This is a genomic window from Photorhabdus australis DSM 17609, assembly GCF_000711895.1.
In the GTDB taxonomy this organism is placed as follows: domain Bacteria; phylum Pseudomonadota; class Gammaproteobacteria; order Enterobacterales; family Enterobacteriaceae; genus Photorhabdus; species Photorhabdus australis.
The window spans coordinates 46,236-68,131 of the sequence record NZ_JONO01000030.1 but is presented as its reverse complement, the minus strand read 5'-3'; the positions used below and the strand labels follow the sequence as shown (position 1 = coordinate 68,131).

The following is a 21,896-nucleotide window of genomic DNA, read 5'->3' as shown; positions in this document are numbered from 1 at the left end:
TCCTGTTCTAGCTGTTGATTAAGTAGCTCACTGAGCTCTGGCAACTCATCACGATAGGCTGTACGTTGGGTCACACGGCTGTGCTGCTCCACCGCCTCCTGTAGCATCCAGGCAGAGGACGGTAATAGTTTTATCCGTCGCTCAGCCTGCTGAATTTCATCCAGAAACAGCAGCGCCGTACCTTTGACTGCTCCGTTGACACTTTCAGTATCGGATGTCCCCTTAAGTTTGTGTCTCGCCCTTGAGGCTGTTTTACTGGCTTTGTTTCCCGTCATCCAGGTCACGTGAGCGGATGTCTCTTTTATCTTCTGGCCGGTTTTTTTGATGCCTTTCCATAATCCATCCCCCCCGTCCTCGTTGGGTAGGTTGAATTCTTCCTCTGAAGGCTGAACCCTCTTCTTCTCCCGCTCGAGTGCGACAAAAACTGCACCCAGCGCTTCAGAAACGGGAAGGATGGCACGGGCTATTTTGATATGGGCAGGCTCATCACTCATTTCTTTTATGCGAGCACCAATCAGAGGATTTCCCTGCAAAATATTACGATTTATCTCACCGTCAACCACACGGATATGTCTGGCATACTGATTATAATTCCGGGTCCAGTGCCTGAGTTGTTCTGCATTCCCCAAACTTGCCGGATTAACATCCGCTTGTGGCAACAGGGTCTTCATCGCATATTCCCGGGCATCTCTGGCACCCGCTAATATTCCGGCAGATGTTGTCTCCAGATATCCCGTAAGCCTTTGTCGTGTGATCCGGCTCTCCGCAAGCAGCGATTTCCTCAGTCGTTCAAATTTGAAGTGTTCCGCCGTAAACAAATTTGCTTCAGAAAATAATAACCCCTCAGCCCGTTGTCTTCTCTGCTGCCTGCTGAGCTGAAAGAAATCATTATCGCTGCCAAACAGGTGTTTATCCCCGGTCTCACTGAGTCTGTGCATTGTTTCCGCAACCAATCTCTCCCTCTGCTCTCGGGCTATCCTGTCAACCTCCTGTTCCCATGTCACCTTGCTTACCTTTCCGGCAGCATTCATGGCTTCCAGCGCATCATTCAGGTTTCTGATAACCGAGTTTGATTGCTGTATCATGTCCTGATTTTCCGACGGGAGAGGATTTTGTTTCAGTGTGTTCAGCAAGTTCTGGGCGGCAGAATACAGGTCTTTTATCGCGGGTTGTTGTGTCTCCGGTGGTATTGCCTTCAGCATACCCTCCAGTTGTTTTATGCCCTCCTCATTAAGCCCAATGACGTTATAACCCTTACGGCGATATTCCATCAGTTGTGGTAGCTTTTCTTTAAAAGCATCATTAATCATTTTCTTCAGATTATGGTAATCATCTCCCTCCTCAAGGGATGACCAGATGTTTGAGTTATTATCTTTATTTTTTAATTCCTGCTGATTTTCAATTGAAATATCAGCATACATATCAAAGGCATCATCAAGCGATAAATTAAAATGATTTACTTCCGTTTGTTCAGATTGTTCTCCTATATCATCGCTAAAGTAAGATCCAACATCTTCATGTTTTTTTTCTGGAACCAGTAACTTCTCTGGCAATATGTCGTGAGAAAGCATAATAACACCCTTGATATATAATGACTTACGATGTCCTTCTGAAATATCTTTTCAGAGAAAGAACAATCAGGAAGGTTTATTTAAATAAAAATCACCCCGTCAGATTCAACATCTGAAATGTTTGGCATATTTTTCCATTTACGTTATTTCTATTTGAAATCCATGGGGTATAAGAGAAAATCAATAATAACAATCTAAATAAAGATAGAGAAAAAAGAAAGATTTACAATATCTTAATTAGACAGATGTCGGTATTGTTACAGCAGACAACGCTTCCATGTCAACCTGGGAAATAACTAGAGAAATATCGTCGATTTTACCAATAATCATCTTTTCTTCTACCCATTCTTGGGTGATTGTCTTTATATTTTCAGCTAATCCTGCTTCTGTGATCCCAGCAATAATTAACCTGACAGTTTGTTCAGTCATTTGTTTATTCGTTATCTCCGGGGGTCGACAAACAATAACAACTTTTGCTAACCAGCTAGTTATCGTATCCATAGATTCTGTTGTTTGAGATATTAATGCATCAACTAATGCCTGACGGATAATTTCATCTGCCTCAAGATAAAAGTTAATCGATGGTTTTCGAGTAATATCAGTTTTTGAGGTAATAACAGGAGATACCTTTTCTGTCGGCGGGGTAAGTTGAATAGGAATAGTCACCATATAACTTAAACATAGTCGAGGCTTATTATCTAGTGATTGCCAAAAGTTTCCTAAGCTATTTAATTGTTCATTAGGAGGAAGAACTCTCGTATAAATTCTGGGTAAACCAGGAAATGAACGATGATTAATTAATGCATTCAATACACAGTTCATTATCTTCATTGATTGACTATTAGATCGTATAGTTGGCGATCCCTGCCCTCCGCTCTGTTCTGGCTCCCAGTAGGAAATAAGATAATTACAACGAACATTGACACATCCCGGTACAAAATTTCCTGTCGCAGGCAGGTATTGCCGCCCTTCTCCCATACGTAATTGCAAATCTTCCTGAATATCATAAAGAAAAACGCACACGGTAGGAGAATCTGGATTTTCATTTTTACCAAACATATCGAACCGAATAACGACATCTTCACCCGGTAAATACGCTTTTAATGCATCTTCTATTTTACTATTTAATATCAGCAAGGTTTCATCTGATTTGATATTTTTAACCATAGTTGTCTCCCTATTACAAAGAAAAATTAAGGTAAATCAATGCGTCCAACTTTACTTAGCTCACGTCGTAATGCACACTCAATATGAGCCATAGTGATTTTTTCATTTCCTTCGTCTACTGCCAACCAACTAGCGAGTAGCGCAATATTACGGATATTCGCCCCCGTTAATTCAGCCCGTTTTGCCAGCGCAGAAAAACTGATGTCGTCGGCTAATTGAATTCCTGATGGCCAGATAATCCGCCACATCCGTTCCCGTAAGGAAACATCTGGAAAAGAGAATCGTACCGAAAAAGTTAGGCGACGACTAAATGCTGAGTCTAAATGATTGCGGTAATTGGTGGCTAATATCACCAGCCCTGGATAACTTTCCAGGCGTTGCAATAGGTAGGAAACTTCAATATTAGCATGACGATCTTTTGCATCTTTAGTTTCACTTCGTTTGCCAAACAATGCATCTGCCTCATCAAAGAACAATACCCCTGCGTCTTCTTGGGCATAATCAAAAATACGAGCCAGATTTTTTTCAGTTTCACCAATATATTTGTTAACCACGGTGGATAAATCCACCTTGATCAAATCCACACCTAAAACACCGGCCAACACTTCTGCCACCATCGTTTTTCCTGTGCCAGATTCACCAAAAAATAGCGTGCTGATCCCCGTTCCATAACCCACTTTACGAGCAAATCCTTGCTCTAGCACCCTATCTCGTTGCCGAATAGCCGTCAGGATTTCTTGTAATTGTTGCTGTTGAGATTCACTGATGATTAAATCATCAAAGGTTCGTTGAGGTGTAATTCTCTGTGCTAAACGTCCAAAATTCTGCTGTAACCGAAAACGCAAGGACATTTGCACATCATCTAATCTCAAATTAGCCGTTCCCCCCCGTAGTTGGCGATAAATTTCTGCTTCACTAAGGGCCTTTTCCAATATCAGTGGAGAAGGATGGAAACGTGTCATCAGACTTTCAACATCCCATGAATTGTCTGGAAAATAATTCGTCATCATTGAAGCTAATGCTTCAGCCTTCACCATTGAAGAAGGAATTGGCATAGACAATACAACTTGTGAAATTGCATCCAATGGCAATAATGATGCTTGCTTAGGTAATTGACAAAACAGCGGAACCGAACAACGAGCCAGTCGATTTCCTAGCCAGAGCTGCAAAGCGGGGCGTGCTTCACAAAACTCATCCAAAGCTTCAAACATAAGACAGGCATTTCTTAGTTGTGCTTCACGTAATGCCAGTGTTATCAGTGTAATAGTTTCATATTCACTCAGTGTCACTGATGCTAACGATAACAACAATACAGAACGCCCTATTTGTGATGCCGCGCGTGCAACACTTGTTTTTCTGCCACTTCCGACTCCACCGGCGATTATTGTCAGCATCCCCTCTTGTTCCATTTGGCAGAGTTCTATCAATTGGTTGGTGAAATCAGGCAAGATATCAGGCACTTCAGGAACAGGAAGCCAATGAGCCCGGGAGAGAAGAGAAATCGGGAGAGCATCATGCCCCAATAACCAATGCATAAGAGAATTATCGATTGCTAACGGTATTTCATCGTAGGAAACAGACATATCGCTGCGCAACTGAAATAAACGATAATCCCAAAGTGGTGCCTGTGGTAATAAACTGGCACGTTGCGCATTGCGCTCTACTACACTCGGACAAAGCAATTCCAAAGCCAATCCCAACGTTAACATCTGCTTTTTGCTGTTATTACCACCACCTACCTGAACAAGAGAAAATAACGTTAGATAACGTCTATCAAGATGAGGCAACAGGCACAATAAAATCAAATCAATTTCAAATTGTGTTAAGTCAAACCGTTCAACTAATTGTCCTAAACGGCTACGAGATGGGATCGGCTGAGGAGGAAAATCCTCTTTCCTCCAGTTTTGATACGGTGACTCCAAATAAGATGATTTTTGTTGTTCACTCGAAACGATTGGAAAGGAAATATCATCAAAAAACGTCTGCCCACTTTCTCCCAATAGTGTTTGCTGTTGCATTAATTCCTGAATTCGTAGGCGAATTCGTTTATCCAATACAGCAGTCTGAGACAGCAAAACCGTCAATTCATATTCCGGTGAAATATTATGTCTGGCAAGATCATCAGATAAATCGTACATGAATAGAGTTCCTAATGAGATATTGGATTACCAAAATGACAAATCCGTTGGTTCAGAGATATCTTCCCAAGTGATACTAATCGGCTCAGCCAGCCAAGGTAATGTCACAATATTCAATGGCCACGGCCAAGGAATTTGAGTCAGTAATACATCATAAGCTTCACGCTGCACTGTTAATAACCAACGGCCATCATCTGCATAATAAAGCGTGGCCTGACGCTGCAAAAAAAGTTGCCGTATATCATCGATCCCTAACTTTTTCCAAGAGAAAAGTTGAGTACAAATACCTTGCACCCAGCTATTTAATTTTTCCTTGTGCTCAGGAATAAGAACCTGGCGCTCCGGTATTGTTTGGTGATCTATTCCGCAGAGCAATAAAGACAATGATGATTCCTGATGTAACAACATCTCATCCCCCCAAACTAACCATTCCAATAAATTAAATGCTATTTCTTGTGCCAAATTATCCGAAAAATTTTTCTTATTTAACAAATCAAAAGACGAAAATAGTGAAGTTAATAGCGGCCAGAGAAGCACTAATCCCGCACCTGTAATTGTTAACGGTATTGTCAATTTTTCGTCTGATATCAGCACAGAGGATCGATCAGAAGCATTAACTGGTTGTAATATGATTTTCTCCAGTAAATGGTGTTCTTTCGATGTTATTTTCGTTCCTAAGTGATTTTTGATGATATCGATTTGCCATAACGCATACTGCCAATCGCAAAAAACACGCCCGCCATTTCTGTTCTGGAAGAAAGTGATTAGCAACGTTAAAGGCAAATGTCCTTGTTTTATATCCTGTTCTATTTGTAACAACAGAGTGCTTTCTGGTTTGGGCAGATAATCACTGGAATTTGAGGAAAGCCAAATAAGGGCAGATAGTATAAGTGCACCTTTTCCTATTTTAGGAACATTAGGTATTCGATTCTGATCCATTAGAAAAAGTGCGTATAGGCTCTCAGTTAATTTATTGTTATTCGTAGTAAATAAATATTGTTGTAATTTACCTTTGTTAAAAAAAGAATAAGCTAGAGAAGATGTCAATATATTATCTTGTTTTTGGTTATTTACTGCTTCTATTTTCGCCATTGAATGAACTTCAAAAGCCAGATTAGAAGGTAAATTTTTTATGACTCTATTTAATAATGGATTTCTTTTTTCACTCAAATATTCATAAGATAACGAGGTTGATATATCTCCTACCAATAATTTATCATTGATTATTATTGCTAACTTTTCATTCAATAATTTTCCTAAACGACAATAGAATTGTTGTTCAAATATTTCATAAGGTATTTCTCCTATATTTAACACTAGCTTATCCAATGCAATATTATATTCTTCATAATCTAATAATATTTCAGATAATTGATTGCTGATTTCTCTACTCATCAATAAAGGGGAGCTTAATAAGCTCTCCCCAATAATTTCAGATGAGACTTCAAGATTAATATTAAACTTTTCTATTATATTTTTCATTAAATATTTTTATAAAGTTACTTACTCTAATAGCGAGTTCTTAATGAAGACATAATCTCTCTTGCTAAAGTCATTATACCCAATAGATTTCGAGTTGCAGCGCGGCGGCAAGTGAAAGAATCCCCAGGAGCATAGATAACTATGTGACTGGGGTGAGTGAAAGCAGCCAACAAAGCAGCAGCTTGAAAGATGAAGGGTATAGCTAATTTTCTGGCACAATTTCAATGAATGCATATCCTGCTTTACCTTGATTATGCTCATCATGTTTATCATATTCCCAAGTACGCACAACGAGTATTTGGGAAGAATTTATATTAGTTGGTGCAGTATATTTCACTTGATAATATCCATAAGTAGGAATTTCTGGATCGTTATTTTTTATATACTCAGGATCACCCAATTTACCAAGAGACGGGAAAATTTCCCAGGAATCAGGATAACCATTATAACGATCTGCGTTAGCTCTGAAAATGATTTCTTCTCCAGGCTTCACACTTAAGCATATATTAGGCTGAACATCGAAAAAGGCATGCCCTGGAATTTTGGCCATCAAGCAAATAAGCGCTTGCGCTTCAGCGCCATTTTCCGCTTTTGCTGTAATAGATACAAAAGTATATCCATCGTTAAAACGACTTTCCGGTGGTGTATAGATACCATTTTGATCGATGGAACCATACTGATTACTGGTATAATTATTTATACTCCATGTCACTTTTTTCCCTTCAAGTTCTGTCGCTTTAAAAGTGACTGATGTTTTTTTTGCCTCAGAGATAAAAGTAAACGATGGCGTTAACGCAACAGAAGAGGGAATAACAGTAATAATCGCAGAAGATTGATTATTATTAGCATCGATTGCCATTACTTGGACAAATTCGATATTCTTTACCCGATTAGGTGCTGTATATAAACCGTTATTATCAATACTTCCTACCGTATCAGGTGAAATATGCCAATTCACGGTGTTATTTTTATATTCATTATTCATTTTAATTTCCTTTACATTATAAAATCAAATTATTATTAGAGATAAAAAACCTATAAAAAAGATGACTTTAATCACAGCGAGATAAACCCGCTGTGATTTGTATTTAAATAAATTATTTATTTATCATCTGGAATAATTTCAATAAGTGCATATCCTGCTTTACCTTTATTTTTCTCATTATGCTTATTTTTCTCCCATACATGGACAACAAGCAATTCAGGTGAGGTAACATTAGTCGGCGCAGTATAGGTCACTTTATAATGACCAAAAATTGTCTCATTAGTTTCAGGATCATCATTGCGTTCAAACTCAGGTTCACTTAATTTTCCTCGAGGAGGGAAAATTGCCCAAGTATCAGGATCACCATTATAGCTATCTGCCTGTGCTTTAAAGATAATTTCTTCTCCTGCTTTCACATTCAAGCGTAAGTTAGGCTCAACCTTGTAAAAACCATGCCCTGGCATTGATGCCATCAGACAAATAATGGTTCGTGCTTGGCTACCATCTTCTGCAGTTGAGGTGATGGATGTAAAAGTAAATCCATCGTTAAAACGCCCTGCTGGTGGAGTATAAAGCCCATTCTGATCAACAGAACCACATTGGCTGCCTGTACAGCTTTCTACATCCCATGTTACTTTTTTTCCGTCCAGGACATGAGCCAATAATGATACAGGCTTCTTATCTGCTTCAGAGATGAAAGCAAAAGAAGGCGTTAACGCGACAGAAGAAGGAACCAACGTCAGCGCAGCCGATGCCTGATGTCCATCGCCATCAGTTGCAGTGACTTTAATGACTTCAGAACCAAATCTGATTCTGCCCGGTGCCGTATAAATACCTTTACCATCAATATTTCCCGGATCATTAATAGCTTCACTATTATGATCCAACTTCCAATTAACATTTTTATTTTCAGGTACGACAGTGAATTTCTGATTGCCTTTAAGGGCAACCATTGCTTCCAAAGGTTCCACCTGAATTGTGGTCAATTTAGGTGAAATATCCCCAAAGATAATCAAATCTCCTGGGAAATAACCCTGTTTAAGTTGCATAACATCCATGCCAGGAAAGAGCAGATGTTTAATGGAAAATAGACTGATTTCAGGCAATTCAATATTAAATACCTGTTTTAACTTTGCTTCTGCCTGTTGTGCTAATTCACCTCTGAATTCATCTTTCATCTCTGTATCCACTCCACCGGTAAATTTATCCCAAAATGAAGTCGGTTCATAGCTGACATTGGGTAAAAAATCATTTGATTTTAAACAGAAATTTTCACCATCAATCTGGCAATTGATACTACCTTGTCCACTAATACTGAGATCCATTAATGCAGTATCTTCGAAAATCGTACTATTAATATTAAATTTGATATATCTTGCACACTTTTGAGAGTAATTTATCTTATTCTCCCATCCTTGAAATAACGATTCACCATGAGGTTTAATAACAAAATTTTGATATGGAAAGCGCGGTGGTATCCGCTTTCCTTTTTCACCAATAATAGCATTACCACGTTCACCAGTCCAAATCCTATTGCTATAACTAGGACGTAACCATGATTTCTCTATAGGGCTATCACCATCAAATCCACCATCGGTAATCGTAATATAATAAGCAGAGTCTTGTTTATCATCATCCACTCTTTTGGGTTGGCTAAACTGAGGATTACCAGGCAATTTATCTTTGTATTGTTTTGGCAATATCTCCCCCATCATGGTCTTACTAGAAATAACTAATGCGCTGGTATGATCATCAGGAATTAACCAATCAAAATCATTTACAGGCAACGTTCCACTTCCGCCATATTGCGTCTTAATGAACAACAGTACCGCACCATTTCCTACATATTGAGAACCACGCTCACGTGTTTTTGGATGGGGCTGAGTACGAATATGGAATTCAGAAGGAATTAATCCCGGTGTGCTGTCTGTAACCAGTTGTCCTAAAGTATAATTTCCTTCATTGATCGATTGCTTGAAATAATTAATAAAATCAGGCTCTTGATTGTCAAATAAATTAATATCTTTTACGATAGCATCTTTGAAGCTTAATATGATATCTTTTTTGCTATTCACACTCCCAGTTATTGATTTAAGTGGAACAATTAATTCTGCTTTATAGCCATTGCCAGGAACAATTTCTTTCCATTCAATTGGTGTGCCGGTATTGGCTTGTATAACTCGCCATCTACCAGAAAGAAAATTAAGTGTCACTCTTACATTAGCATCGGATAAAGATGCCTCCTCAAATGAAACCAGTGGAGCGCCTACTGTTAATCCTTCAATAAATTTCGTTTTATTATCATCATGCCAATCTTTAAAAACAAAATGTTCATTTGAGTAAACTTTTTCAACATATTGCTGCTTCAATAACTTATTAACACTTTCCTGGTTATATGCAACAACAATATCCCAACCCAGTGTAATATTTCTATCTTTCAATCTATCTAACACGTTTTTTTGTGTGGCCATATCATTACCTTCTATAAATAATTATTAAAAGAAATAAAACAAGATTTTTATAAAGCGAAATAACTCTATTTCACAACTGATATTTTTAAGCCAATTATTACCTCCGTTTTTATATTTATCATAAAAAACCCACAACACAACTTAATTATTTTATTATGTTACTTAAATATCAATAATTCATTTTAGAAAAATGCACATTACATCAAGCTATTATACAACCTTAATCATATAGTAAACATATAACACATTGATCTCTATATCGCCACTATTATTATTTGCCCAAAAAGTATCAGTGCCTGAACCTTGACCTGATAGTAAGTTAAATTTATTTTTATTAAAATCAGGTCTGCCATCTTTACCATCACACCATTTCCATCCTGTTGGTAGCGTAGAGGGTTTAGATGTTCCATAAATAGGCAACATGGTTCCTTTAGGCATAATTTTATTGAGTATTTCTTCACAAAAATCATCAATATTGACATTTACACCATTACTATCAACCTTAATTCCATGACCAGACTTAATAGTAATACGATTATTATTATCGATATCAACACCTTCCCCAGCCTTGACTTGTAATTTACCATCCGAAGTTAACTCCATTCCGGCGCCGGGCGTTTTACTTTGCTGCGACGGTGACTGACCGATAGCCAATCGTCCAACTTCAGCAAGGTCAATGAGATTAGCAAAATCCGTCTCTAATGGAATTGAACGAGCTTTAAAACGATTTTTCAAATTATCCGCTGAAGGAATTTTGTCAGCAGCCCGTGATGTTTTTAGAATTTCTTGATCAGTAGGTTGGTTATTTTTGTTGTCCATTTATCCTCCGGCTTATAATAAAAGTTGATCACAACACTCTGTATTAACTATTCTGTTAGGGAACATAGAATAGTTCGTTGTTAATAATTGCCTGGGTATTCCACTCATTACCACTCTCGCCAACAACTTCTAGACGCTGAGCTTCTGTAGCAATAAACATATTACTAATGCCAGTAAGTCCTATTGGTAAATGCCCCAATGTCAGTTTTTTCAAAATGATGTAGGATTCATCCCCTAACTGTGCCCCATTGTTTTGCCAACGTTGATATGTCTTCGCAAAATCATCGAAATTTTCAGTTGCCAGCCAATGAGTAATTAACGAAATATGTGCAGGAAATTCTGCAAGTGTTTCACGCTCTATCCATTCCTCTAGCTTATATTGATCAATATCTTCCCTTTCAACCAAACCACGATTCAGCACGACACTCACCACAAAAGAGAAACGATCACTTGAAATATAGTTTTCATCAGATATGTACCATACATATTGATTACTCTCTTCTTTAGCTGGGAAAGAAGGTTGGTTGTCATCCCGTTCGATAGTCAATATCCCTTCAATCCGATCAATTTCAGTCACCGTTGCAACCAATTTGAATTCTGGTTCATCAGTAAATTCAGCAATACTGGAGAGTGGAGAGGATTGCTTAATAATCGTAATCTTATTTTTTGGTGCAATTAAGGCTGGAAAAGGCGATTCAGTATTACTTCGCAAACGGCATTGTTTTGTTTTATCGTCTATAACCTGATCATCAGTATAATTGATACGATACGTCATATCCTCTAACCACGCCGTGCTATTTCGCCATCGTAAATTGTTTTTTTCAGACGCTGACTGTAATAACTGCAAATTCTTTTCAAGTTGAATACTATTTTTTGTATCCAGAGAAAATTCATCTTCCTCTACAGCGACAATCATTTGGGCACGAACGGTAAATTTGCTTTCAATATCTACAAAATCAATAAGCTGTCCACGAGCGATTTTGTCTGCTATTTCCGCTTGTTTCACTTTAACAATGTTGTCGGAAATCACAAAAAATTGGGGAGTTTGATCATGTTGAAAGTCAGGATGAGGTAAATTTGGTAAAAGCTGACGATGCTCAATCAAATAAAAAGGTAACTTACTTAAATCAACCGATTCTTTGAAAATAGTACTATCTAGCCCAATTCTGGCTGCTATACGTTTTTGTAAAGCTGAAACTCGATCAATACGGATATTATCACGCTGATAACCCAACTCCGGCTGCTGTGCCAAATAACCTCGCTGGGTTTGCAGAAAATCATGAATATCCTGCGTTAATGGACGCTTTGCACGTTGTGTACCAAAATACCCTAGCAGATAATCAAGAATATCTAATTCCCGATTGATATTGCCATGATGCGGTCTATTTTTATCATCAAACAGGCTAATTTCCTGCTGTTGAAAGGCTTTTAATGTACCGGCATATTCCTGATGAACCTGTTGGGCAATCGTGTCCTCTGTATTCTTGAAAGGCCAGAGTGTATCACTGATATTTTCGCTTCGGTCCCTAAATGCTAACAAATGTGGCAAAAATGCAAGCCGCGCACATCCATCAGCAAGCATTTGCTCCAATGGTAATAGGAACTGATATAAGTGTCGTTGTTCAGGTTTTAACTTTTGTAAAGTATTCTGCAAACCATAACAGGCAGGCAACCTGCGGCTTATAGGTGTATAGGCTTTGAGATCACGCACCTTACCAGCCGGTAACGTGGATGCAGCATTATTAATGAGTGATTCCTGTGATAATAACCGCTCAACACTTTTCTGATCAGGTTGTAATCGTACCCCACCTTTTGCGAACAATTTGACATAATTGTTATTTTTCTCTGTAATTACCTCTAGTGGATTAGCTCCCCATAATAATGGACAATAACCAACATCTAATTGCCAGGACCAATTATCATCTTTTATCTGATGCAAATATTCTGTTTCTGGCAACGTCAGGCTAACTACGCGCTTTATACCTTCAACCGCCAGCAATTGGTTGATCAGATAATTCATCTTCAGAACCATACCTGTATGGTAGTTTTGAGAGGTCGGTAACTGAGGTATCCAACCATGGCGTAACCACGGCCCATCAAAGATCTCTTCGTTTGTTAGTCCTTTGGCCCTTAATGCTTCGGTAGTAAAGCGAGCAGGCATCGGCATCGCCCACTGTTCTAATAGCATATAGATTGATGCCAATACCGGCGCTGCATCTGTGATATCATCCGCCAGCTCAATGACCAGCTCAGGATAAATAGGCGCCGATATCACCCGTGTTACTTGAACAACACTTTCCCCCAAGTTTCGATTTTCACGGAGAAAATCTTCCATCACCCGCTCAACTAACGGCAAATTAGCTGATTTACCTGCCCAACGGGTTGGCATCCAATAAAGCCAATAATTCCCTCGTAGTGTTAAAGTTTTAAATTTATCCCCTGAAGGTGGCGTGAATGTATATTCAAGCGTTTCGGGATTGAAATAGTATTTATAACGCTGACTTTTTGGCTCACAAATTAACTGTATATCCTGAAACAAAAAGTCTCTGGGGTCACTGGCTGATATTTTAAGTGCATCATTACCATGTAAATCAAGTAATGCACGCCGGTAATCATCTAGTGTTACAGGGCCACAAGTTAGCGTCTGCTGTGGCCCGAATTCGGCTGGAAAAAGCGTATCTTTTCCTTCAATGGTTAATAAATCTGTTAAAGGTAATGAGTGCCGATACGCTAAATCCGAAACACCATAACTTAAAGAGTCTAGTAACGTTATACCAGGATCATGTTTATCCTTATCGCTCCATATGTTACCGGACTGATCACTAATAACCTTCTCACCCTGAGCTTGCAGGTTTTCAAAGCTTATCGCGTCTTTTACTACAGGAAATAACTCATTATGCTGCCTCATTTCGATCCTCCCTGCCTAACTTGTTTTCCTTGCTGCCATACCAACACCAGCACTTCATTTTGCTGTGCCTTAATAACCCCGCTATTGGTTAATAGGGTGTCTTTTGTGGTCAATGTCAATGTCTTGACATGTTCCACGTAAGGTACTCGCTGAATATCCGCAAGCAGTTGGTAAAAATCGATTTGATCGCCAGCGGCAACACCTTTTTTATCTGCGTGATACCATGGCATATAAATTGAACTTAACCATTGTTGTAATTGCCGGAGAGCATAATCAGGATTCACACTCGCACTAAATTGCACCTCATAGGTCACAGAGACATCAACATAAATTGGATTTTTCACTTGTGGATTCGCCCATGCGCTAGTGTGAATCTGTAACCAGTCACTCATTTGTCGCAAGCTAGCAGGGCTGAATTGTGGTCGTAAGCGATCTTTGTTGTCGCTGTAGTTCACATCAGGAATAACGATCAACGTTTGCGTGTTTGATGTCTGAAGCTGGTTCATCCATGTGATATTTGGTGAGATTACATCATAAATCTGCGGAAATTCAGCCTTCAACATGGCAATTTGGTTATCCCAGGTTAACGCACGCTGGCGATGCTGAAGACGTGTTGCCGCCCGAGGGAAGAAATCAGCAGGGTCTTCCTGTGGCGTTCCTCCCCAGGAAGACCAGGGCTGCTCAATTTTTTTTACCTCTGAAACGGTGTTGACTAAATGCTGCACGCTAAAAGGTATCAGCCCATCATGAAAGTGCTTTTCATCTGTGTTGTCTGCATCAACCAGCGTTGCTGTTTGAGCGTTATACAAGATGCCTTCTAATAGCGGTTGCCATAAATCGCCAGATTCAGTAAGCGATTCCACCTCAGCTTTAATCCAGTAGCGTTTTGCAGAAGTCGTCCCCGGAAAATACATTTTCCCCGCATCATCAGGTAATATCGCGTGCCATAATCCACTGATAAAAAAACCATCTGTGTTATCTCTGACACTATCTAGTTTCACCCAGTCATTTATCTTGTTCTGATAAAACCATTTTAATGTCAGGGGAGTTGATGCAATGAATTGCCAAAATAAAGAAACAGTTTGCCCTGGCTGTATATCATCAAATCCCAGGTAAAGTTCCAACTTTTGTTCAGGTGCTTTTTCCTGTCCGTTGTCCTCAGGTGCTACAAATAAACGAGCGCCTGAAGAGGGCCAGCTAATATTCGCTTTATCATCTTGCAAAATGGAGATTTTATAACCCTCATGATCCAAATAGCTGTAGCGAACATCGGTTAATTGTCCCGGATTAACTAACAAATCGGTATCCAACGCATATTGCAGTGAATTTCCGCTGCTGTCTTGCCCGCCATCCACTAATGTGCCTGCCGGTAATAAATATTCTGCAATACCAGTACTTAATACCACTCCAAGCGCTACATGATCAGGTTGTGCATCTTTCTGCGTTATCCCTAGTAATTCCTGATAATACAATTGCCGATGACGGGTTGAAAAAGTATCAAGCATGATTCCTGGCGTTTTAAGTTGTTGTAAAAGGGCCAGCAATAGCGCTTGATGAGGAGGTAATTCTCCATCAGCCAACGTTTCATCTTCCAAACGAGTAAAAAGCTCTTCTGGTGTGTGATTTTTTAAGAACCAGAATTTATTCCAGAAATAATCATCATTCGCATAAAAACGAATATTTTCTGTATAACGCTGTAACCACTTTAATTGCGTTAATGGGTCCTTTGTCTCTAACTTAAAATTCGTCGTTGGCAAGTCATTCATCAACGTATTATTTAATTCAGTAAGATCCATGTTTTTATCCGCCCCGCTTATTCATACTTATTAACCGCTTCGGCAAAATTTTTTATTTTTCTGCCGTAACGAAGCTCTGTGAGTGTATAAATCTCCCATCCCCATTCGAAGGCGCAGGATTATCTGTATCCTGGTTACCTGGATTAGTGGCCGGCTTATCAGGTGTAAACTGAGCTTCAAACTGACTGCCTTCAATAATCACAATATCACCACTAACACAAAATTCTGCTAGTTGATCGTCAGATAAATTTGTAATTTTCACTTTTCCACTACCTGCAACAGGATGTCTGGAGGTTATATAAATGGCTGGAATGGAGACATTTAAGTGATCACCTGACACACAAATATTTTTTCCTTCAATTTGCGCATCTCCACTCCCACTTATTTTAGGAGTACCATTAATCGTAAGAGTTCGATCACCCTCAAATTTGGGATTTATTTGAATGAGATCCCCGTCGACAATAATGTAATTGGTCATAACAGTTCCAATGCTTGACCTGAATGGAGTCTAAGCACTCCGTCTAAACGCTGAGATATATCACTACCACGTAATTTCCAATTAATCTGAATGAGCAGATGTCCAGGTTGGTTTTCTTTGGTTTGAATATCAACATTCAATAAATATGCGCGAGGTTCATAACGTAATATTGCTTGCTGAATACGATTTTTGATGGCAGAAATTAGCGTATCGCTAATATTTGCGAAAACAAAATCTTGTAAACCACAACCAAAATCTTCACGCATAATTCGTTCGCCAGGCTCGGTAAGAAATAATATTTCCAGCGATTGACTGACATCTTCAATCCCTTGAGCCATAACAATACCCGCTGTTTGATCTGCGGTTTCTTTATTATCAGGAATAAATTTAATGGGAAAAGCCCATCCCTGACCATATACCTGGCCAATAAGCGTATTTGCCATTATCGAGTCCCCTTTGATTTAGTCAGGTTGATATACTCACCTTTAACCTTGACATTTTTCTCACCAATTAACGCGACCGTTTGTTTCTGGCTATCAAACAACAACTGTTGTTCATCTTTATCATTCTGCTTAATAATTAAGGTCTTGAGATTATTTTCTTTGCTGATTTGCAGCGGAGTCTGTTGTTTCGGATTATGTAGAGAATCAATAATGACAGGATAACGAGGGTCCCCTTCCAAAAAACTGAGAATGACTTCATCACCCGTTTCAGGATAGAAACAAAATCCACTTTGGTGGCTGGCGTAGGGTTTTCCCAATCGGGCAAACAAGGGAATATTCGTTCCAAATGCAGGGATCAAAACAGGAATACGATCCCATTTTTTGCTATCTGATTGATAATCAGCAACCTTGCCGATATGAACACCGTTAACCTGAGTGACATATTCTGCCTTTAACGGCAGTTCTAATCCTATATGTAAGGTCGTTTTCCAACTTTCTTCTGTCGTTATTAAATGATCCACTCCCGTCAGTATTTGTGAGCCATCCATATTTTCACCAAAACCTGACAACATCAGTTCATGCCCTAAACGGTACTTAGTACTGCCTTCAACCTTCAGTGAACCACGAACGGCCGTCAAGCGCCGCATGACTAATTGGCTACGCGTTAGAAATTGAACTTCTTTTGTAGAGAGCGGACAACTTAATAACAGTTCACTCGAATCTTTATTTGCCTGGCTAAAATTATCTGACGCTAACGCATCTTTGCCAACTTGACTAAGGGTTTCTTTCCATGCCACGAGTAATGCCTGATCATCAATATCCCAAGCACTAACAACAGCCTCCGCTGTATCAAACCGGTTGTCCAACATCAGCTCCGTGCTGTAAAGCCGGATAGCCTGATGATCAGCCTGATGTTGCAGTGTCCAACGCTCATTCAGGGGCAAAGAATTTGGAGCAATAATGGTCACTTTCCCCTGAGTGTTATCTTTATCTTCTTCAGCTAACAACCAGCTATTCGTAGCATAGAGCCGTTGCAACAAAAATTGCCAATCACTGCAACGATACTGAACCAGTTGCTCATGATCTATATCCCAATGTGATGTCCCCGAAAATGCTGGCTTTAATGTTGCAGTATTCAATAGATCGGCTATCACTTTACGATCACGGGTATTCGCAAACACTCTGGTACGAAAATTACCGGTGATACGCTGTAAGTCATGGCGTAGCACCAATTTGATAGTGTGTGTTTTCGCATACACTAACTCCGTTTTTTGCTGCACAATATCGCCACTGAATAGCCGGGTATTCAAAATACGAAGCTCTGCCTTTACTCCCGGACGGCAACTCTTCAACATCCGCTGTACATCAGACTGATATACACCATTTTCACTATTTTTCGCTCTTAGCTTTACAACTGCCTGTGGAATGGCATTGATACGTCGGGAGATCTTCAATTCGCTTACTATCAGTTCGTTGAGTTCCTTCTCCTCTCCCTGAATGTTAACGAACAGTTTGATATCTGATGGCTTGAAGTTACTGTTATCTAAAAAACTCATGATGCCTCCGGTGTTCGCAATGTCTGACCTGGCTGCATATCATCCAAATTATCCATATCATTGGTGCGGGCCAACATCAAATAATCCACTCCCAACATGGTGGTTACGCTAGCGATATTCGCCAGTGCAGGTAATGAAGTCAGATCTGGGACATTGACTACTGATACCGGCGGCGCATCTAACCTGGCTTGGTTATCCTGGAGCACAAAGCTCTCATCTGCGACTAATGTGAGCTGCGCACTCACACGCAATGGCGTCGCATTACGATCAAAGCGCAAATAAGTCAGAGACAATCCGCTAGCCCGACCAACAAAATAATTTTTATTTTCCCAACGCATTGCCCCCCAATTAATTTCCAAAAAATTAGGCTCATCAGTACTTGCATTAACTAAACAAAGCGATTTGAGGGCAGTGAGTTGGGACTCGACGGTTGTCGTAAGACCAGCCATATTGGCATCAAATAACAAGGATAGTGTTAACCCTGCGGGCTTTGACAAAACATAGCGGTTACTCACTGTTACCTGATTATTGCTAACATCAGGGAGATAATCAGTTTGATAATCCAGTTGAAGTGTTTCCGGGTTATACATTGCTTCTAGTTTACCAATCTGATGCTTACGCTCACGCTCCTTCCAACCCGTAATCGTGAGTTTAGCCAGACCTCGTTCAAGCAAGCTCATAATCCACCACCTTGTTCTTCCCGGAGTACATCTAATATCTCCCGCTTCACTTTTTCAACCAAACGTTGCTCTATCAGCGTTTCCATTTGCCCAATAGATAAAGGAACGGTTCGTGTTGTTTTGGTATCAGTCCCGACAACACGGGCCTGAACAATGAGCTCACGGATTTCGATAGTCATAATTTTACCCCTATAATGCGCATATCTTCATAACGCAGCTCTAAGGTGTTAATCAGCACCTGGTTACTGTTGGCATCTAAATCTCCCGTTTGCCAGCGAACCGGTAGCGCATTACTCAATGTCCAGCTTGTTATCGGACGTTGAGCCCGATCGAGCAAAATAATTACTACATCTGCCCAATTAAGAGTTTCTCCCCGCATCACCTGATCAAACATCAGAGTTAAAGGAGTCACGACCATAACCCCTCTTTCTAATATCAAGCTATTATGCTGTACACGTTCAGCCAACCAATGATTCCGTGCGTTTTCTCCCCCCTGATGACGCTGTTCGACCTGTAACTCACGCCCTAAACCGGAAACACGTTGAAATCGAATATCCACTGGAGAAGGAAGTAAACCTTTAAAAAGAAAATTAACAATAAAACGATGCGAAACCGCTGGGGTATAAAGCTCTTCAGGTAGTGTCATGGCGATATTCCGATTTATTATGTACTCGTCGCAATGCCCGAGCGAGTGTCAAAATTCAAAGTCACAGCGATAAATTCAGCCGGCGCTAACAATGCCAAATGAATACGAGCAATCATTCTGCCTTCATCAATATCCTGGCGAGTCATCGTTTCGTTTTCATCTATTTCAACGGAAAAGGCTTCATCTTCACGTTGCCCATACAGTACCCCTTGTAACCAAAGCTGCCTTAATAGATTTCCAGCATGGCCTTTAAACTTCATCCAGGTGACTGCGTTATTAGGTTCAAACATCAACATGCGCCCTAACTGGCTGAGTTGCCTTTCCACGTGTGAAGTCAATAATCGGGTTTGAATATAACGCCAAGGTGAATCAACACCCGCCAACGTACGGCATCCCCAAATACGAGTACCACGAGCTGGAAAACTACAAATCAGATTCAGTGAACCATCCGATTCTTCATACAACTCTTCTACTTCCAGGCGGGGCTTTATCGGGCGGATCGTCTGTTTTAACGCTATATTGGCAGGTGCATGTCCTACCCCTCGCCGGGCATCATTACTTTGAATAACCGCCGCTACCGCACCAATAGGAGACAAAAATTTTAACTGAGAGAATTGATAAGATGTTTCCAGCCTTGGCCAGTAGAGAGCGCCAAACTGACGTGCCTCATGATGAAAACCCTGCAAACTACGCTTGATTAATGCGGTATCATCTGGTGCCTCCAATATGGCAAACAAGTCACTGCGTGCCTGACATAGCGCTAGTACTGCTTTCCAGTACTGTCGCCAAGCTTCCACAGCCTCATTACCTTCTTTTTGGTTCAGTTCACTTGCCTCAACGACGGCTAAAAGTGTAATTAGCGGCTCTGCTGCAACAGCCGCATACAAATCGGGTTGTTGTAATGCCTCAAGCCAACTATTAGCATTTTCCCCAGCAGGTTCAGCGCCTAACGACAGAATAAAAGCTTGTATCCCATCGTTATCGAAAAAGTGGCGCAATAGAGCATACAAACGCCCTTCTTTCCCTATTATTTGTTCTGTTTCAGCTAAACTGCTTACTTTTACAGGCGCTGAAAAGGCAGGCAATCTCGTACAATACCCGATGAATACGGGCATATTTAATGTACTGACACCGAACGCTGTTATCTGCGCCTGAGTAATTGTTACACCGGGTAGCGTTGGCGACATAACTCATTTCCTTTCACAAGAATGGGCAATATACCTGTTATCTTTCAAGTTGCCTCTTTGTTGGCTGCACTCACTCACCCCAGTCACATAGTTATCTATGCTCCTGGGGATTCGCTCCCTTGCCGCCGCGATCCATCTTGAAATCTATTGGGTATAAATCGCCCATATTAAATAGACCTCAGTTACTGGGCGATATTCTGCGTAAACTGTAAAATAATGAATTCTGCCGGACGTACTGCCGCCATACCGATTTTGATAATCATTCTCCCGTTCTTAATATCATCATCTGTCATGGTCACGCCTTTACCAATTTGTACAAACCAGGCTTCATCGGGTTTATTGCCTTGCAGTGCACCTTGTTGCCAAAGTGACTGCAAATAGCTATTGATAGCAGCCTTGACCTTTTCCCAAATTGGTTGGGAGTTGGGCTCAAAAACTGCAAAACGCATTGCGCGCTTAATATCTCGCTCTGCGCTATTGAATAAACGACGTACAGGAACATAGCGCCAGTTATCCGTTTTATCCAGAGTACGCGCTCCCCAAATCAAAGTACCTCTACCAGTAAAACTACGAATAGCATTAATACCTAATGGGTTCATCACACCTTGTTCCGCATCGGAAATACTAATGATTGGCGTGGCATTACTTAACATCACATTCGCAGGTGCTTTCCAAACACCACGACTCACATCAACAGCGGCATAAGCGCCAGCAACAGCGGCGCTAGGAGGTAAAATAATGGGAGACGATGCTAGCTTATTATTTTTTTCCAAAACATCATTAATAACCTGACTTGCTATTGGATAGTCATCGGCCAAATTGGTGTGAATATCAGCCAGAGTTGATATATTTGTAATACCGGTCACTTTGACAGCGGAATCGGCAGGTTTGGCATAGCGTTGTGTGAAAGAAGTTATTAAACCAGGATGATAAACCGCAGTTTTTTCCGGCAACGTATTAGGAACAGCTTTGCCATCATCTGAATCTGCAATGAGAAAATAACCTACTTTATTACTCAATAATGTATTGATGCTGTTATAAACATCCGATTTTTTACTGCCATCAACAGTGAGCGTCTTATCGTCCTCCGGGCAGACGATTAACGTAATCTCTTGTTGTCTTTCAATTAATTCAGGTAATTTTGCTAACTCAATTGCAGCATCCTCTTTTTTCACACTAACTAAAGGTATGACATAGCAAATACCACCGCCATTTTGGAAATAGTGTTGTACCGCATAGGCACCATTTGCCAGACTTTCTGAGGTTTCATACTCGGCCTTATAAGTATATTGAACTGCTTTGGGTACACTTTCTTGTGTGTTAGCAATTGGCGACGCGATCAATGAAATGGTTTGAGGAGGAGCTACCGAAAATTTTTTAGTAAAATCTAACCAACTGGTAATTCTAGAACATATTCCCACTTCAGGTAATGAACCATCCAAGTTGTAAAATTTACCGATAAAAACAGGGACTGCTGTTGGGCTATTATTGATAGACAGAGACAATGATGCATCTTCTTCAATATAAATTCCGGGATAAGTTGTTTGTACAGACATTGTTTTTCCTTAA

At 40.1% G+C, this 21,896-nt stretch carries 17 protein-coding genes; all 17 read right to left on the bottom strand.

The features are described from left to right. A partial coding sequence (locus BO26_RS10285) for a hypothetical protein (RefSeq protein ID WP_036771185.1) occupies positions 1-1,571 on the bottom strand: 1,571 nt, incomplete at its 3' end. A gap of 237 nt (positions 1,572-1,808) precedes the next feature. Further along, entirely contained in the window at positions 1,809-2,738 is a 930-nt protein-coding gene (locus BO26_RS10280) for a Pvc16 family protein (RefSeq protein ID WP_051690942.1), read from the bottom strand. A 26-nt stretch (positions 2,739-2,764) separates the two neighbouring features. Continuing rightward, positions 2,765-4,876: an ATP-binding protein gene (locus BO26_RS10275; protein ID WP_051690941.1), complete on the bottom strand. Its 2,112-nt coding sequence runs from the start codon at positions 4,874-4,876 to the stop codon at positions 2,765-2,767. 27 nt (positions 4,877-4,903) lie between these two features. Continuing rightward, entirely contained in the window at positions 4,904-6,358 is a 1,455-nt protein-coding gene (locus BO26_RS10270; RefSeq protein ID WP_036771184.1) for a contractile injection system tape measure protein, read from the bottom strand. Positions 6,359-6,560: 202 nt separating this feature from the next. Next, entirely contained in the window at positions 6,561-7,343 is a 783-nt protein-coding gene (locus tag BO26_RS10265; RefSeq protein WP_036771183.1) for a hypothetical protein, read from the bottom strand. A gap of 116 nt (positions 7,344-7,459) precedes the next feature. Next, positions 7,460-9,814, bottom strand: a complete 2,355-nt coding sequence (locus BO26_RS10260) for a hypothetical protein (protein ID WP_036771182.1) — start codon at positions 9,812-9,814, stop codon at positions 7,460-7,462. Positions 9,815-10,024: 210 nt separating this feature from the next. Next, positions 10,025-10,633, bottom strand: a complete 609-nt coding sequence (locus BO26_RS10255; RefSeq protein ID WP_036771181.1) for a hypothetical protein — start codon at positions 10,631-10,633, stop codon at positions 10,025-10,027. A 55-nt stretch (positions 10,634-10,688) separates the two neighbouring features. Further along, positions 10,689-13,541 (bottom strand): hypothetical protein, encoded by a 2,853-nt coding sequence (locus BO26_RS10250; RefSeq protein WP_036771180.1) that lies wholly within the window; start codon positions 13,539-13,541, stop codon positions 10,689-10,691. Beyond that, the gene (locus BO26_RS10245) at positions 13,538-15,337 is read right to left on the bottom strand and encodes a baseplate J/gp47 family protein (RefSeq protein ID WP_036771179.1); all 1,800 of its coding nucleotides are present in this window, start codon (positions 15,335-15,337) and stop codon (positions 13,538-13,540) included. Before BO26_RS10245 ends, BO26_RS10250 begins: the two co-directional genes overlap by 4 nt. A 52-nt stretch (positions 15,338-15,389) precedes the next feature. Beyond that, the gene (locus BO26_RS10240; protein WP_036771178.1) at positions 15,390-15,815 is read right to left on the bottom strand and encodes a hypothetical protein; all 426 of its coding nucleotides are present in this window, start codon (positions 15,813-15,815) and stop codon (positions 15,390-15,392) included. Further along, on the bottom strand, positions 15,812-16,258 hold the full coding sequence (locus BO26_RS10235; RefSeq protein WP_036771177.1) for a GPW/gp25 family protein: 447 nt from the start codon (positions 16,256-16,258) through the stop codon (positions 15,812-15,814). The genes BO26_RS10240 and BO26_RS10235 overlap by 4 nt, the downstream gene beginning before the upstream one ends. Next, positions 16,258-17,814 (bottom strand): phage baseplate assembly protein V, encoded by a 1,557-nt coding sequence (locus BO26_RS10230; RefSeq protein ID WP_036771176.1) that lies wholly within the window; start codon positions 17,812-17,814, stop codon positions 16,258-16,260. Before BO26_RS10230 ends, BO26_RS10235 begins: the two co-directional genes overlap by 1 nt. Beyond that, entirely contained in the window at positions 17,811-18,494 is a 684-nt protein-coding gene (locus BO26_RS10225) for a CIS tube protein (RefSeq protein ID WP_036771175.1), read from the bottom strand. The genes BO26_RS10230 and BO26_RS10225 overlap by 4 nt, the downstream gene beginning before the upstream one ends. Then, a complete protein-coding gene (locus tag BO26_RS10220) occupies positions 18,491-18,673 on the bottom strand; it encodes a DUF5908 family protein (RefSeq protein ID WP_036771174.1) in 183 nt (60 codons plus the stop codon). The genes BO26_RS10225 and BO26_RS10220 overlap by 4 nt, the downstream gene beginning before the upstream one ends. Continuing rightward, on the bottom strand, positions 18,670-19,140 hold the full coding sequence (locus tag BO26_RS10215; RefSeq protein ID WP_036771173.1) for a phage tail protein: 471 nt from the start codon (positions 19,138-19,140) through the stop codon (positions 18,670-18,672). The genes BO26_RS10220 and BO26_RS10215 overlap by 4 nt, the downstream gene beginning before the upstream one ends. A gap of 17 nt (positions 19,141-19,157) precedes the next feature. Continuing rightward, complete coding sequence (locus BO26_RS10210; RefSeq protein ID WP_036771172.1) at positions 19,158-20,327, bottom strand: phage tail sheath C-terminal domain-containing protein; 1,170 nt, start codon at positions 20,325-20,327, stop codon at positions 19,158-19,160. A gap of 182 nt (positions 20,328-20,509) precedes the next feature. Beyond that, a complete protein-coding gene (locus tag BO26_RS10205; RefSeq protein WP_036771171.1) occupies positions 20,510-21,883 on the bottom strand; it encodes a phage tail sheath family protein in 1,374 nt (457 codons plus the stop codon). Positions 21,884-21,896: the final 13 nt, after the last annotated feature.